Genomic DNA, 14,387 nt, shown 5'->3' with positions numbered 1-14,387 from the left:
CCAGTTCGAGCAGCTCTTCGTCATCTACCATGTCGCACTTGTTCATGAACACGATCATGTACGGGATACCAACCTGGCGACCCAGCAGGATGTGCTCACGAGTTTGCGGCATCGGGCCGTCGGTCGCAGCTACTACCAGGATCGCGCCGTCCATCTGGGCAGCACCGGTGATCATGTTTTTAACGTAGTCGGCGTGACCCGGGCAATCTACGTGGGCGTAGTGGCGGGTAGCGGTATCGTATTCTACGTGGGAGGTGTTGATGGTGATACCACGCTCACGCTCTTCCGGTGCCTTGTCGATCTGGTCGAAGGCGAAAGCTTTACCACCGAAGTGCTTGGCCAGCACGTTGGTGATGGCTGCAGTCAGGGTGGTTTTACCGTGGTCAACGTGGCCGATGGTACCCACGTTAACGTGCGGTTTGTTACGCTCAAATTTTTCTTTAGACATGATCGTCCCTCTAAACTAACGCTGAGTACGCGGTGGCAAGCTAACCACAGAACAGTTTATATGATGGATTTGAATCTGGTAGGGAAGAGAGGTTGGTGCTGGCAGCCAGGTTCGATTGCCGAACTCACCCGCTAAGGTGTGACTCTTGCTATCGCCTGAGCCATATCAGCATCTTGGAGCGGGCAGCGGGAATCGAACCCGCATCATCAGCTTGGAAGGCTGAGGTAATAGCCATTATACGATGCCCGCATTTCTCTAACCCAAAGAACTCAAACCGCAGAGAAATATGGTGGAGGGAGAAGGATTCGAACCTTCGAAGGCAGAGCCGTCAGATTTACAGTCTGATCCCTTTGGCCGCTCGGGAACCCCTCCGGTGCATAAATGCCACAACGGTAATTCTGCTTGCACCCGTTGTTTTATCGCTTTTGCCGGGCAAATAGACGACAGACATCCAAGCGTCGCGCATTTTATTGTAAGGATTTTGGGGATGCAACCATTGCGCCTTGCAAAATGTGCATTATTGCCGGGAAGTATGCAAAAAAGGACTCACTCCCTGCTCGGATCCGCAGCATAGCTTGTCGCTCCCCACCCCTTGGTGTATGGTCGCCCTGCCCAAGAAACAGTGATGACACCATGACGACAGAGCATAACCCCTATTTGCAATTCACCCGCGAACAATGGGCGTTATTGCGCGATGCGGTCCCCCTGACCCTGACCGAACACGATCTGCAGACCCTGCGCGGTATCAATGAAAAGGTGTCATTGCAGGAGGTGGAAGAGATCTACCTGCCCCTCTCTCGCCTGCTCAATCTCTACGTCAAGGCCAAGCAGCGCCGCAGCCGGGTGCTGGAACAGTTCCTCGGCCAGTCCCGCGGCAAGGGCACCTACATCATCAGCATCGCCGGCAGCGTGGCGGGGGGAAAGAGCACCACGGCCCGTATCATGCAGGCGCTGCTGGAGCGCTGGCCGGAGCATCCTCGGGTAGAGCTGGTCACTACGGATGGCTTCCTTTATCCCAACAAGGTGCTGGAAGAGCGGGGCCTGATGCGCCGCAAGGGCTTCCCGGAATCCTACGACATCCGCCATCTGGTTGAGTTTGTCGCCAATATCCGCGCCGGCCATGAGAAGGTAGAGGCGCCAGTCTACTCCCACCTCATCTACGACATCATTCCGGATGAGAAGAAGGTGGTGGAACAGCCGGATATCCTGATCCTGGAAGGGCTAAATGTGCTGCAAAGCGGCATGGACTATCCACAGGAACCCCATAGAGTATTCGTGTCAGATTTTGTCGATTTCTCCATCTATGTGGATGCCGAAACCGAATTGCTGCGCACCTGGTATGTCGAGCGCTTCCTCAAGTTTCGCAGCGGTGCCTTCTCGGATCCCGACTCCTACTTCCACCACTACGCCAAGTTGGCGGAGAGTGAAGCCAGCAAGATCGCCAACACCATATGGCAAGATATCAACTATCTCAATTTGCAGGAAAACATCCTGCCGACCCGGGAGCGGGCCAATCTGATCCTGACCAAAGGTCATGAGCATGCCATCGAGCAGATCAAACTGCGCAAGTGATGGCGGGTGAGCACAGTACATGAACGAAGAGGGGGCCTGCAGGCCCCCTCTTCCATTGGTGTCTCTGGCACACCGGGATATCAGTCGCCCCGTCGCAGGGAAATCTCTCCCCCCAGATAGAACTTGATCCCCTCGCTCGTCTCCAGTCGCAGGGCGCCGCGATCATCGATGCCACGGGCGATGCCCCGGATCTCCTGCTCCCCCATCAAGAGGCGCACCGGCCGACCGGCAAAGTGATCGAGCCGGTTCCAGTCATCGACAAAGTGCGACAACCCCTGCTGCTCGAAGGTCAACATGGCCTGTTGCAGGTGGCCGAGCATGCGGGCGGCCAGCAGATTGCGATCCACCAGTTCCGGTTGGATGTGGCGAAGCTCGGACCAGGCCTGATCGATCCGCTCCCCCTCACGGGCTGGCATCGCCAGGTTGAGGCCCACCCCGATCACCAGGTTGCAGCTGGCGCCGGCGCTGCCGCTCATCTCCACCAGAATGCCAGCCAGCTTGCGGCCCTGATAATAGAGATCGTTCGGCCACTTGAGCTCGACCCCCGGATAACCCAGGGATTCCAACGCCTGCACCACGGCCACTCCGACCGCCAGACTCAGGCCCATGGCCGCCGCCATGCCCTGCTCGAGTCGCCAATACATGCTCAGGATCAGCTGGCAACCGAAGGGGGAAACCCAGGGCTTGCCACGGCGACCACGACCGGCAGTCTGGCACTCGGCCAGACAACTCTCGCCGGACTGCAGCTGGTTGACCCGCTCCAGCAGATACTGATTGGTGGAGTCGATCACCGGGAAGCAGTGCACCGGCGCCATGGGGGCCAGCGCCTGCAACTGCGCCTGATCGTACAGCGCCATTGGCACCGCCAGCCGATAACCCTTGCCGGTCAGACTGAACAGGTCAAGCCCCAGCTCCTTGAGCGCTGCCATGTGCTTGCCCACTGCTGCACGGCTGATGCCGAGCTGCTCGCCGAGCTGCTCGCCGGAGTGAAACTGGCCATCGCTGAGCAGGGTGATCAGCGTCTGCCTGATGGGAGTAAGCGTCATGCCAGTACCTCATCGAGCCAAGTCTCACCGGTCAGCCCCATGAAGCGCACTTCGTGCTCCAGCACCACCCCGAATTTCTGCTCCACGCTGTCACGCACATGGGCCGCCAGAGCGATGAGCTCCATGGCGCTGGCCCCCCCCAGATTGACCAGCACCAACGCCTGTTCCTGGTGGACGGCTGCGCGGCCGATGGCAAAACCCTTGAGACCGCACTGATCGATGAGCCAGCCAGCCGCCAGCTTGGCCTGCCCTTCCCCGGCCGGGTAGCAGGGCATCTGCGGATATTGCTGCTTGAGCGTGTCGGCCAGCGTCGTCGTTACCACGGGGTTCTTGAAGAAACTGCCCGCATTGCCGAGCAGGTTGGGATCCGGCAGCTTGGCCATCCGGGTGGCGCAGACGGTATCGAAGATGGCCTGCGCCGTGGGCGTGTCACCGAGCGCCGCCAGCGGGCCATAACCCAGCATGGGCGTCCAGGCCTTGGGCAGACGCAGACCGACGGCGGTAATGAAGTGAGAATCCTGACAGGCGTGCTTGAAGATGCTGTCACGGTAGCCGAAATGACAATCGGCGGCCTTGATCCGCTCCACCTGACCGCTCTGCCAGTTGAATGCCTCCACATAGGCACAGAAACGAGCCAGCTCGACCCCGTAAGCACCGATATTCTGCACCGGCGCGGCGCCGACTGTGCCCGGGATCAGCGCCAGATTCTCCAGACCATACCATCCCTGTTGCAGGGCATGACACACCAGTTGATGCCAGTCCTCACCGGCGGCCACATGCAACAGCCAGTGATCCCCCTCCTCCTGCAGTGCGATACCCTTCAGCCGGTTGAGTACCACCAGGCCAGCGAAATCATTGCAAAACAATATATTGCTGCCACCACCCAACACCAGGCGGGGCAATTCTGCCAGTTCAGGACTGGCCAGGATCTGCGGCAGGTCATCAAGATTGTCTACCTCCGCCAGCCAGAGGCAGTGGGCATCGAGGGCCAGGGTGTTGAGCGTCAACAAGGAGGCGTGGGGGGTGAGTTTCATCTGCGTGTCCCGACAATAGCAAGCGGGCAGTCTACCTTATATTCCCGCCGGACGAAAAATCCCGCCCTCTTTTCGGACTCGATCTGCTGGAGTAGAGTATCCGGTTCCGACTCCCGAGGAAGTACTCATGAACAACCAATTTGCCGTCATCGGACTGGGGCTGTTTGGCAGCGCCCTGTGCGAAGAGCTGCAACGGCAGGATGCCGAGGTGCTGGCGATTGATATCGACGAAAGCAAGACCCGCCAGATAGCCACTCTGTGCAGCCATGTCATCGTCGCCGATGCGACCGATGAGGCTACCGTGGCAGAGCTGGGGCTGGCCAACTTCGACATCGTTTTTGTCGCCATCGGTGACAACCTCGAGACCAGTATTCTCACCACGCTCGTCCTGAAAGAGGCGGGCGTGAAGAAGGTGTGGGTCAAGGCCCGTGACAAGTTTCACGCCAAAATCCTGCATAAAGTCGGGGCCGACAAGGTGATCAATCCGGAGTGGGACATGGGCCGACGGGTCGCCCAGAGCATGCTGGACAACCGGTTGTTCGACTATCTGGAGCTGGGCCACGACATGGTGCTGACCGAAGTCGTTATCGGTCTGCAGCAAAATGCCCGCAATCTCGGTGACTTGCATCTGCTGCAACAGAACGACTTCCAGCTGCTCGCCATCAAGCGAGGCGATGTGCTGCATAACGTGCTGACCGGCAAGATGGAGCTGCAACTGGGCGACATACTGATCATGGCGGGCAACAAACACGCCATCGACCACTGGCTGGAAACCCTGTGATCAATTGGCGCAGCAGCTACGCCTTCGCCCTGCATCGGGATGACAACTCCCGCTGGAGCGAAGCCAAGCTGATCCTGGGCAGCTTTCTGGTCATCCTGCTGATCGGCACCATTTTTCTGGTGCAACCCTCCAGCCACAATGGCGAGGTGACCTTCGTCAACGCCCTGTTCACCGCCACCTCGGCCATCAGCGTGACCGGGCTCGGTGTGGTGGATACAGGTACCGCCTTCACGCTGCAGGGACAGATCTTCCTGTTGATATTGATGGAGATTGGCGGTCTGGGTCAGATGACAATGACACTGCTGCTGATCGCCATGTTCAGCAAACGGGTCGGCCTGCGCCAGCAGGTGCTGGCCAAGGAGGCGCTGGGACAGGAGGGCTCGGTCAACATAGTGGGGCTGGTCAGACGCATAGTGCTGTTCGCCTTTATCGCCCAACTGATCGGCACCGCTGTCATGGCCATCCGCTGGGTGCCCGATATGGGCTGGGAACGCGGTCTTTATGTCAGCTTCTTCCATGCAGTTTCCGCCTTCAACAACGCCGGTTTTTCACTGTTTCCCAACAGCCTGATGGATTATCGGGATGATCCCCTGATCTCGCTGACGATTGCGCTCTTGCTGATCCTGGGAGGCATAGGCTTTACCGTCATCGTCGATCTGGTACGCAACCGCCGCTGGCGCAAACTGAAGCTGCACAGCAAGCTGATGCTGGTGATGACCCCTGCCCTGCTGCTGCTGGGCACCCTGATGTTCTGGCTGCTGGAGCGCAACAATCCGGGCACCCTTGGCAGCGCCTCCCTTGGGGGGCAATGGCTGGCAGCCTTCTTTCAGTCGGCCAGTGCGCGGACCGCGGGCTTCAACAGCATCGACACCGGGCAGATGGTCCCTGCCGCCCTGCTGTTCATGATGATGTTGATGTTTATCGGGGCCGGTACCACCTCTACCGGTGGTGGTATCAAGGTGACTACCTTTGCGGTGGTGCTGCTGGCGACCAGGGCCTTCCTGAGCAAGCGGCCCCACGTCACCGCCTTTGGCCGCACCCTCTCACCCCAGATAGTGACCCGCTCGCTGGCCATCATCATGGTCAGCACCATGGTGCTGATGCTGGCGATGTTCCTGCTGATGGTGACCGAGGATCTGCCGTTCGACAAAATCATGTTCGAGACCGTCTCTGCGTTCGCCACTGTGGGGCTTTCTACCGGTATTACTGCCTCCTTGAGCGAGCCGGGAAAGCTTATCCTGGTACTGGTGATGATATGTGGTCGTCTCGGTCCACTGACCTTGGCCTTCATGCTGGCTCGCCCGAGCGAAACCCGCATCAAGTACCCGGAAGAGAGTGTCTATACGGGCTAGTTCCAGGTGCCATATAGAAAAAGGGGCCAAGGGCCCCTTTTTCTATATGGCTTATCCAGCCTGGTATTGCGGCGCGGCGACTCAGGTCGCCTTGCTCTTGGCCGGGCGCTTGCCGGTACTCTTGCGAGGAGTGCCAGTGGTGCCTGTGCTGCTCTTGCGACGGGTAAAACGGGGCTTGCCGGCCCCCGACGCAGTCTTGGGCAGGGCGCTGAAGCTGGCGCCGGAATCCTGCCGAGCTCCCTCAATCAAGGCATTCAACTGATCTGTCAGTGGCCCCATAAATTGCTGATAGCTGGCGTGCCGCTCGGCAATCTGGCCCAGGCTCTGCTCCCACAGGGCCGTCATGTCCGGCGTGGTGGCGGTGGCGGGCAGCGCCAGGATCAGTGCCCGTCCAGTGGGAGTGCCCTTGATGCTCTTGCCCTGGCGCACCAGGAAACGACGCCTGAACAGCAGGTCTATGATGCCGGCCCGGGTCGCCTCGGTACCGAGGCCGTCCGTTTCGCGCAACGTCTTGCGGATCTCGGGATCCTGCACGTAGCGGGCTATGCCGGTCATGGCGGCCAGCAGGGTGGCATCGGTGAACGACTTGGGCGCCTGGGTCATCTTCTCCAGCAGCTCGCCGCGCTCGCACAGCAATTGCTCCCCCTCTTTCAGGGCGGGCAGGGTACCGGCTTTCTCTTCGTCGTCATCTTCTTCGACCCCCAGCAGCGCCTTCCAGCCCGCCTTGAGGATCCGCCGCGCCTTGGCCTGGAACAGGCCACCCGCGATACGCAGCAGCACCTTGCTGTCGTTGTACTCGAACAGCGGGTAGAACTGCAGCAGGTACTGGCGCGCCACCAGACCGTAGATTTTGGCCTCATCTCCGCTGAGGCTGCCCTCGTTGCCACGCTTCTCGGTGGGGATGATGGCGTGGTGGGCATCCACCTTGCTGTCATTCCACGCCTTGCTGCGGATCTTGCCGTCCGCCTCGCTCACCGCCCTGGCGAGTGCCGGCGCAGTGGCAGCGATGGCCTCCCGTACCTGGGCCGCCCGATTGAAGTGATCGCTGGGCAGGTGACGGCTGTCGGATCTGGGATAAGTGATAAGCTTGTGGCGCTCGTAGAGCCCCTGACAGACATCCAGCACTCGCTTGGCATCCATGCCAAAGCGCTTGGCGGCATCGATCTGCAAACTGGAGAGGTTGTAGGGCAGCGGCGCCGCCTGCTTGCGGGCCTGTTCCTCTACCTCTTCCACCGATGCTGGTTGGCCATTGATGCGACTGACCACTTTCTCCGCCAGCGCCCGGTTGAGCACCCGCCCCTCCTCATCCTGCCAGGGCAGGCAGGCCTCGGAGGGAAGCCACTTGGCGCTGAAGCGCTCGTTGCCGTCGGTCACCAGATGGGCCAACACCTCATAGAAGGGCTTGGGTACGAAGGCCTCTATCTCCAGATCCCGCCGCACCACCAGCCCCAACAGCGGTGTCTGTACCCGACCGACCGACAGCAGTTCGCTGCAACCACCCTTGCGACCGAGCAGAGTGTAAGCCCGGGTCATGTTGATGCCATAGAGCCAGTCGGCACGGCTGCGGGCCAGTGCCGATACCGCCAGCGGCACGAACTCCTTGTTGTCTCTGAGCTTGTCGAGGGCGCGGCGCACCGCCGGCGGGTTGAGATCGCTGATAAGGCAGCGCTGCACCGGTCTGGTCTTGGGGTAGCCGAGAAAGTCGATCACCTCGTCCACCAGCAGTTGCCCTTCCCTGTCCGGGTCACCGGCATTCACCACGCAGTCGGCCAGCTTGATTAGCCGCTTGATGACTGTGAGCTGGGTTTTGGTCTTGGGCTTGGCCACCAGCTGCCACTGGGCGGGGATGATGGGCAGTTGCTCCATGCGCCACTGCTTGAAGGCGGCGTCGTAGGCATCGGGCTCGGCCTGCTCCAGCAGGTGGCCGATGCACCAGGTCACCACATCCCCCTGGGCTGTCTCGATGAAACCGTCCCCCTTCTTGTGGGGCTTGGGCAACACATCGGCAATGGCTCGGCCAAGACTGGGCTTCTCGGCGATAAAGAGTCGCATGGTAAACACACCTGGATACTGTATATGCGAACAGTATATACCGAGCCTTTTGCAAAGCCCAAGCCTGGCCATCCGCGGGTTCGCTGATCATGAGCACGCTGTCGGTCAGAGGTGCGACTCAGGATAAAGCGGACGACTACCCTTCAGGATGCTCATGCAGGCCATGTAATGAAACCTGACCCGAACGAGTTCGAATGGGATGAAGAAAGCGTGGATATTAAATTAAATTCAATTAAATGATAAAATACAAAATAATTAATGCATTTAAAATGAAATTACAAAATAAAAATCATGATAGAGGTCAATCCCCTACCTCTCTCTAGCTAATACTATATTGGTAATATTTGATCGTAGGAAAATGCCGCCATGCTTGGAAAATTATTGAGAAAGACCTGGTTCTGGCTCCTGCTGCTCGGGGCCCTGCTGGGCGTCGCGGCATTGAGTGTCACCATGACAGTGATGCATAAAACCAGCTCTACCGAGTTCTGCGTCTCCTGCCACTCCATGCAGACCCCGCTGGCCGAATATCAGGGCAGCGTCCACTTCCAGAACGTGAAGGGCATCCGGGCCGAGTGTGCAGACTGCCACATTCCCAATGAACCCAGCGCCTATCTGTGGACCAAGATCCGCGCCGTGAAGGATATCTATCACGAGGCGATCGGCACCCTCGACACCCCTGAAAAATACGAATCGCACAAGCTGCGCATGGCCCAGACAGTGTGGGACCAGCTCAAGGCCAACGACTCCGCCACCTGCCGCAGCTGCCACAGCTACGCCGCCATGGACATTCTGGCCCAGCGCCCCAATGCCCGGGCCGAGCACCCGGTTGCCATCAAGGAAGGCCAGACCTGCATCGACTGCCACCGCGGTGTCGCCCACATCATGCCTGACATGAGCGAGCTGGCTGCCGCCGGTGCGAGCGAGCTCGCCCAGGCTGCCGCCCAGACTCCGGCCAACGTCACCACCCGTTACGCCATCGCCACGGCGCCGCTGTTCCTCGATGTCGCCGCCAAGACAGACGAAGGCACCCTGATGCCCTCCACCAGGGTGGAAGTGCTGGCCAACGAGAATGGCCGCGCCCAGGTGCAGATCGAAGGCTGGCAGCAGGACGGCGTGAGCGAAGTCTTCTACGCCGCCCCCGGCAAGCGGATCCTGAGCGTGCTGGTCGGCGATAACGCCAAGAAATCCCTGGTCACCGGCCAGAGCGAAACCGACAGCGCCACCAACCTCACCTGGCATCAGGTCAAACTGACCGCCTGGGTGGATCAGAGCCAGCTCATCGGCGATCAGGGCAAGCTGTGGCAATACGCCTCCACCCTGATGTCCAACAACTGTACCGGCTGCCACGGCCTCACGGCGCTGGATCACTTCAATGCCAACCAGTGGATCGGCGTCATCAAGGGGATGGAATCCCGTACCTCCCTGACCCCGGAACAGGCTCGCATGTTGACCCAATACGTCCAGAAACATGCCAGTGACATGAGCGCGGCGCACTAAGGCTGGCACAGAGGAAATCGTCATGACTTTTTTTACCGATAAGAAAACCAATCTGTCCCGCCGCAACCTGCTCAAGGGGCTCGGCGCCTGTGCGGCCCTGCCGCTGCTGGCTGGCATCTTCCCGAAAAGTGCCCTGGCCAAGGCCATCAGCACGGCGCTGGAACAGTTCCCGACCCTGGTACCGGCCCAGAAGGGCATACTGACCGGTGCCCACTGGGGCGCCTTCGAAGCCATAGTCGAAGATGGCCGCATGGTGCGCGTCCAGCCGGTGGCCGATGATCCGGCGCCGAACGATCTCATCGACATGGCGCCATTCCAGGTTCACGCCAAGAACCGCATCAAGTACCCCATGGTACGCAAGAGCTGGCTGGAGCACGGCCCTGGTGCCAGACCCGAGCTGCGCGGCGCCGATGAATGGGTGCGGGTGAGCTGGGACAAGGCCATCGAACTGGTGGCCGGCGAGATTGGCCGGGTGCAGAGCGACTTCGGCCCGCAGGCGATCCACGCCGGTTCCTACGGCTGGAAGAGCGTCGGCATGTTCCACAACAGCCGTACCCTGCTGCACCGCCTGATGAACCTGGCCGGTGGCTTCACCGGTTATGCCGGTGACTACTCCGCCGGCGCCGCCCAGGTGATCATGTCCCACGTCATGGGCTCCATCGAGGTGTATGAGCAGCAGACCGCCTGGCCGAACGTGATCGAACACGCCGAACTGGTGGTGCTGTGGGGCGTCAACGCCCAGGTGACCCTGAAGAACAGCTGGAACATGCCGGACCACGAGGGTCAGGCTGGCTTCCAGGCGCTGAAGGAGAAGGGCACCCGCATCATCAGCATCGATCCCGTCTACAACGAGACCGCCAAGCTGGCCGGGGCCGAGTGGATTGCACCGAACGCCTATACCGACGTGGCCATGATGCTGGGGGTGGCCCATACCCTCTATTCCGAGCAGAAGCACGATCAGGCCTTCCTCGATCGCTACACCAGCGGTTTCGACAAGTTCCTCACCTACCTGCTGGGCAAGGACGACGGTCAGCCGAAGAGTGCCGAGTGGGCGAGCACTGTCTGCGGCGTCGATGCCGCCGTGATCCGTCAGCTGGCTCTCGACATGGCGTCCAAGCGCACCATGATCATGGCGGGCTGGGGCATGCAACGTCAGCATCACGGCGAGCAGCCCAACTGGATGCTGGTGACCCTGGCCGCCATGCTGGGCCAGATCGGCCTGCCCGGCGGCGGTTACGGCTTCAGCTACCACTACTCCTCCGGTGGCAGCCCCACCGCCAAGGGCGGCATACTGGCGGGTATCTCGGCCGGCAATGCACCCAAGAACAGCCCGGCGCCGATCCCGGTGGCCCGCATCGCCGACTGTCTCGCCAATCCGGGCAAGACCATCGACTTCAACGGCCGTCAGCTCAGCTATCCGGACATCAAGCTGGTCTACGTGGCGGGTGGCAATCCCTTCCACCACCATCAGGACACCAACAACCTGCTCAAGGCCTGGCGCAAGCCGCAGACCGTGATAGTCCATGAACCCTACTGGACCGCCACCGCCAAGCACGCCGATATCGTGCTGCCGGCCACCACCAGCTATGAGCGCAACGATCTGGAGATGGGGGGCGATTACTCCCAGCGCTACGTGTTCCCCATGCACCAGTGCGTGCCGCCCCAGCACGAGTCCCGCAACGACTTCGACATCTTCAGCGCCATTGCCGCCAAGCTGGGCCTGCTGGAGGCTTATACCGAAGGCAAGGACGAGATGCTGTGGCTCAAGCAGATGTACGACGGCATGGCCGCCCAGGCCCGTGGCGCGCGGGTGGCGCTGCCGCCATTCAACATGTTCTGGGAGTCCAACAACTACATCCGCTTCCCCATTCCGGAGGCGAACCGCCAGTGGATCCGTCACGCCGATTTTCGCGAGAATCCCTTGCTCAACCCGCTCGGCACCCCGTCCGGCAAGATCGAGATCTTCTCCAACACCATCGCCGGTATGGGATATGCCGACTGCGCCGGCCATCCCAAGTGGTATGAGCCCAAGGAGTGGGTGAAGAGCGAAACGGCCAGCCGTTATCCGCTGTCGCTCAACACCTCGCACCCGACCCAGCGCCTGCACTCACAGCTGGACAACACACCGCTGCGAGACAAGTTCGCCATCGCCGATCGGGAGGCCATTCTGATCCACCCGGATGATGCCAAGGCTCGTGGCATTCAGGATGGGGATCTGGTGCGCGCCTTCAACGATCGCGGCCAGATCCTGGTGGGCGCCCTGGTGTCGAAAGACATACGTCAGGGCGTGGTGCGCATCTGTGAAGGGGCCTGGTTCGACCCGGCCAAACCGGGTGAGGCGGGGGCCATCTGCAAGAACGGCAACGTCAACTGCCTGACCTTCGACGAGGGCACCTCCAGCCTGGCGCAGGGCAACTGCGGCCACATGGCCCAGCTGCAGATCGAGAAATACAGGGGCCCGGCACTGGCCAATACCGCTCACGCGGTCCCGGCCAACGGCTGAGTCCACACTCGACCAACAAAAACGGCGCCATCAGGCGCCGTTTTTTATTGCTGTCAATTTACTGTGGCAGTGAAGACTCAGAAGCTCTTTTACTGCATGCGCGCTTTCGCACATGCCACCCGCTCTGCTGCCAGAGTTTGGACAAAGTGGCTCAGAAGTCGCCTTCTTGCATATACTCTTCCGCGCACTCCACCAGCTGGGGCCAGAGCTCTTCCGGTACCCAGGCATCCGGGTCATCTTCATCGCCGTCGTATTGGGTCCAGAAATAGCGGCGCAGGCCGGCGGCGAAGTCATCGCTGACTTCGGCCAGCTCGGAGAGCGGCCCCAGCCAGGCGATACGGCGCAGGCCGGAGGCGAGATCGTTGAGCGCATCCACCAACGCACGATCGTCGCTGATCTGCTCCACCAGCAGAGTGAAGCGCTCGCGGGCGCTGGCAACTTCGTCTTCGTCCAGCTCACCTACATCGGCCAGCAGATCGATGAAATCTTCCAGCAGGAATGCGATCAGGCTATCTCTGTCTTCAAACCACTGAAGCTGTGCCCCCTTGATCCCCAACACGGAGGAATCGAACGAGTCATCAAGGTGACATAGTGCCCATGGATCGTCTGTCATTGCTACCCTTCCTCAGGCTTGAACAAGTGTCTTATCTTATGCCTGACCCTCCCCCCTTGCCACCTTGGGCAGTGAAGGGACGCGGCCAGACCACCACAATTCCATCCGCCCCATAACGGGGCTGATAATATCTAGCTCTCTACCCTGGCCACCTTGGGCAGTGACAGAGACGCAGCCAGACCACCCAACTCCGCCCGACCCATGATGAGGTTGCCTCGATAGGCCTCGGCCAGATCGGAGACTATGTTGAGGCCGAGCCCCGAGCCCGGCACCTTCTCGTCGAGCCGTACCCCGCGCAACACCGCCTTGGCGATCTGATCCTCGCTCATGCCGGGGCCGTCATCCTCGATGCGCAGGGTGATCCAGCCCCCCAGCTCGGCGCTGGAAATACGCAGCTGACCGGCCGACCACTTGTAGGCGTTCTCCAGCAGGTTGCCCACCATCTCGTCGAAGTCCTGCTCCTCCACCCCGACCGCCAGATTGGCCGGCACCTGCAGATCCACCTCCTTGCCCGGATAGAGACGGGAGAAGGCACGGCAGATGTACTCCACCCGTGCCCGCACCGGAGTCGACACCCCTAGGATCTTGGCGGCGCCGGTCACCCGCGCCTTGCCGAGGTGATAGTCGATGTGGCGCTGGATCTGGTCGAGCTGCTCGCCGATGGCGGCCTGATCCTCGGGTGACAGCTGGGCCACCTGATTGCGCATTATGCTGAGCGGCGTCTTGAGGGCGTGAGCCAGATTGCCGGTGTGGGAGCGGGCTCGCTGCAGCAGCTCGCTGTAGTGGTGAAGCAGGCGGTTGATGTCTTCCACCAGCGGCTGTATCTCCAGCGGATAGCGCAGCCGGAATCCCTCCTGATGCCCCTGATGTACTCGTCCCAGTTCGCGGCGCAACAGATGCAGCGGACGCAGACCATAGACGATCTGGAACATGAAGCCCAGCACCAGACCCGTGGCGGCGAAGCCGAGGCCCAGGAACAGGCTGATGCGGGTCTTCTTCAGGGTCTGGGTCAAGGCGCTGCTGTCCTTGGCCATCACCAGAGTAAACGTCCGATCCGACCCGGGCAGCAGCACGGTACGCGTCATGATGAGCAGGGGCTCCTTGTTGGGTCCCCTGCCGACAAACAGATCCGGATCGCCGAACGCCGACTTCAGACCCTGCACCTTGAGGTGCACATCCCACAGGGAGCGCGAGCGGCTGACCACCTCATTCCCCAGCTCCAGCTGCCAGTAGTAGCCGGAATAGGGTTGACGAAAGCGGGGGTCGGCCATGGGTTCGGTGACGATGGGCAGACCATCTGGCTGGATCTCGAGGCGGGAGAGCAGATCGTAGAGCTGCAGGCGCAGGCCGTCGGCTTCCGCCTCTTGCCAGTAGTTGCGCATCATGGTCTGCAGGCTGAAACCTGTGGCAAACAGGAAGAGACCGCACCAGACCAGCGCTATGACTACCAGCCGCCCCCGCAGGGTCCTGACCAGCCTCATTCACCGTA

Annotated in this window: 11 protein-coding genes and 2 tRNA genes; 5 read left to right on the top strand and 8 right to left on the bottom strand. The window is 60.7% G+C overall.

Features of this window, described 5'->3' with window-relative positions; genetic code table 11:
- From GWQ31_RS09135 to GWQ31_RS09125, 3 genes are all read right to left on the bottom strand, one after another.
- A partial coding sequence (locus GWQ31_RS09135; protein WP_275909176.1) for a GTP-binding protein occupies positions 1–448 on the bottom strand: 448 nt, incomplete at its 3' end.
- Positions 449–622: 174 nt separating this feature from the next.
- Positions 623–697 (bottom strand) — tRNA-Gly (locus GWQ31_RS09130).
- Between the two features lie 38 nt (positions 698–735).
- Positions 736–820: transfer RNA gene (locus GWQ31_RS09125), tRNA-Tyr, on the bottom strand.
- A gap of 261 nt (positions 821–1,081) precedes the next feature.
- Here GWQ31_RS09125 and coaA point away from each other — a divergent pair.
- On the top strand, positions 1,082–2,020 hold the full coding sequence (gene coaA, locus GWQ31_RS09120) for a type I pantothenate kinase (RefSeq protein ID WP_011898271.1): 939 nt from the start codon (positions 1,082–1,084) through the stop codon (positions 2,018–2,020).
- An 80-nt stretch (positions 2,021–2,100) separates the two neighbouring features.
- On the opposite strand, the gene birA is transcribed toward coaA, so the two are convergent.
- Both birA and murB read right to left on the bottom strand, forming a co-directional pair.
- Positions 2,101–3,066, bottom strand: coding sequence for a bifunctional biotin--[acetyl-CoA-carboxylase] ligase/biotin operon repressor BirA (gene birA, locus GWQ31_RS09115; protein ID WP_021139866.1), 966 nt, complete (start codon positions 3,064–3,066; stop codon positions 2,101–2,103).
- Entirely contained in the window at positions 3,063–4,100 is a 1,038-nt protein-coding gene (murB, locus tag GWQ31_RS09110) for a UDP-N-acetylmuramate dehydrogenase (protein ID WP_275909175.1), read from the bottom strand. Before murB ends, birA begins: the two co-directional genes overlap by 4 nt.
- 127 nt (positions 4,101–4,227) lie before the next feature.
- On the opposite strand from murB, the gene GWQ31_RS09105 reads away from it, so the two are divergent.
- A complete protein-coding gene (locus GWQ31_RS09105; RefSeq protein ID WP_021139864.1) occupies positions 4,228–4,881 on the top strand; it encodes a TrkA family potassium uptake protein in 654 nt (217 codons plus the stop codon).
- Positions 4,878–6,233 carry a TrkH family potassium uptake protein gene (locus GWQ31_RS09100; protein WP_275909174.1) on the top strand — a complete coding sequence of 452 codons (1,356 nt, stop codon included), beginning with the start codon at positions 4,878–4,880 and terminating at the stop codon, positions 6,231–6,233. Before GWQ31_RS09105 ends, GWQ31_RS09100 begins: the two co-directional genes overlap by 4 nt.
- An 81-nt stretch (positions 6,234–6,314) precedes the next feature.
- Here the strand turns inward: GWQ31_RS09100 and GWQ31_RS09095 are convergent, their stop codons facing one another.
- Positions 6,315–8,285: a DNA topoisomerase III gene (locus GWQ31_RS09095; RefSeq protein WP_275909173.1), complete on the bottom strand. Its 1,971-nt coding sequence runs from the start codon at positions 8,283–8,285 to the stop codon at positions 6,315–6,317.
- A 366-nt stretch (positions 8,286–8,651) separates the two neighbouring features.
- Between GWQ31_RS09095 and GWQ31_RS09090 the strand changes: the two genes are divergently transcribed.
- Both GWQ31_RS09090 and torA read left to right on the top strand, forming a co-directional pair.
- Positions 8,652–9,782, top strand: a complete 1,131-nt coding sequence (locus GWQ31_RS09090; protein WP_275909172.1) for a NapC/NirT family cytochrome c — start codon at positions 8,652–8,654, stop codon at positions 9,780–9,782.
- Positions 9,783–9,804: 22 nt separating this feature from the next.
- On the top strand, positions 9,805–12,285 hold the full coding sequence (gene torA / locus GWQ31_RS09085) for a trimethylamine-N-oxide reductase TorA (protein WP_275909171.1): 2,481 nt from the start codon (positions 9,805–9,807) through the stop codon (positions 12,283–12,285).
- A 151-nt stretch (positions 12,286–12,436) separates the two neighbouring features.
- On the opposite strand, the gene GWQ31_RS09080 is transcribed toward torA, so the two are convergent.
- Both GWQ31_RS09080 and GWQ31_RS09075 read right to left on the bottom strand, forming a co-directional pair.
- The gene (locus tag GWQ31_RS09080) at positions 12,437–12,898 is read right to left on the bottom strand and encodes a hypothetical protein (protein WP_219597991.1); all 462 of its coding nucleotides are present in this window, start codon (positions 12,896–12,898) and stop codon (positions 12,437–12,439) included.
- A 131-nt stretch (positions 12,899–13,029) separates the two neighbouring features.
- Positions 13,030–14,379 carry a sensor histidine kinase gene (locus GWQ31_RS09075; RefSeq protein ID WP_265422542.1) on the bottom strand — a complete coding sequence of 450 codons (1,350 nt, stop codon included), beginning with the start codon at positions 14,377–14,379 and terminating at the stop codon, positions 13,030–13,032.
- Positions 14,380–14,387: the final 8 nt, after the last annotated feature.

Origin of the sequence: Aeromonas sp. 2MA4 (assembly GCF_029237305.1) — a bacterium.
Taxonomy (GTDB): domain Bacteria; phylum Pseudomonadota; class Gammaproteobacteria; order Enterobacterales; family Aeromonadaceae; genus Aeromonas; species Aeromonas salmonicida.
The sequence above is the reverse complement of the archived record's forward strand: the minus strand, read 5'-3'. Positions and strand labels throughout refer to the sequence as shown.

What these genes read in the sequence shown, in the direction of transcription:
- murB (WP_275909175.1), bottom strand. Translation starts at nt 4,100, where the DNA reads ATGAAACTCACCCCCCACGCCTCCTTGTTGACGCTCAACACCCTGGCC.
- coaA (WP_011898271.1), top strand. Translation starts at nt 1,082, where the DNA reads ATGACGACAGAGCATAACCCCTATTTGCAATTCACCCGCGAACAATGG.
- GWQ31_RS09095 (WP_275909173.1), bottom strand. Translation starts at nt 8,285, where the DNA reads ATGCGACTCTTTATCGCCGAGAAGCCCAGTCTTGGCCGAGCCATTGCC.
- torA (WP_275909171.1), top strand. Translation starts at nt 9,805, where the DNA reads ATGACTTTTTTTACCGATAAGAAAACCAATCTGTCCCGCCGCAACCTG.
- GWQ31_RS09080 (WP_219597991.1), bottom strand. Translation starts at nt 12,898, where the DNA reads ATGACAGACGATCCATGGGCACTATGTCACCTTGATGACTCGTTCGAT.
- GWQ31_RS09105 (WP_021139864.1), top strand. Translation starts at nt 4,228, where the DNA reads ATGAACAACCAATTTGCCGTCATCGGACTGGGGCTGTTTGGCAGCGCC.
- birA (WP_021139866.1), bottom strand. Translation starts at nt 3,066, where the DNA reads ATGACGCTTACTCCCATCAGGCAGACGCTGATCACCCTGCTCAGCGAT.
- GWQ31_RS09090 (WP_275909172.1), top strand. Translation starts at nt 8,652, where the DNA reads ATGCTTGGAAAATTATTGAGAAAGACCTGGTTCTGGCTCCTGCTGCTC.
- GWQ31_RS09075 (WP_265422542.1), bottom strand. Translation starts at nt 14,379, where the DNA reads ATGAGGCTGGTCAGGACCCTGCGGGGGCGGCTGGTAGTCATAGCGCTG.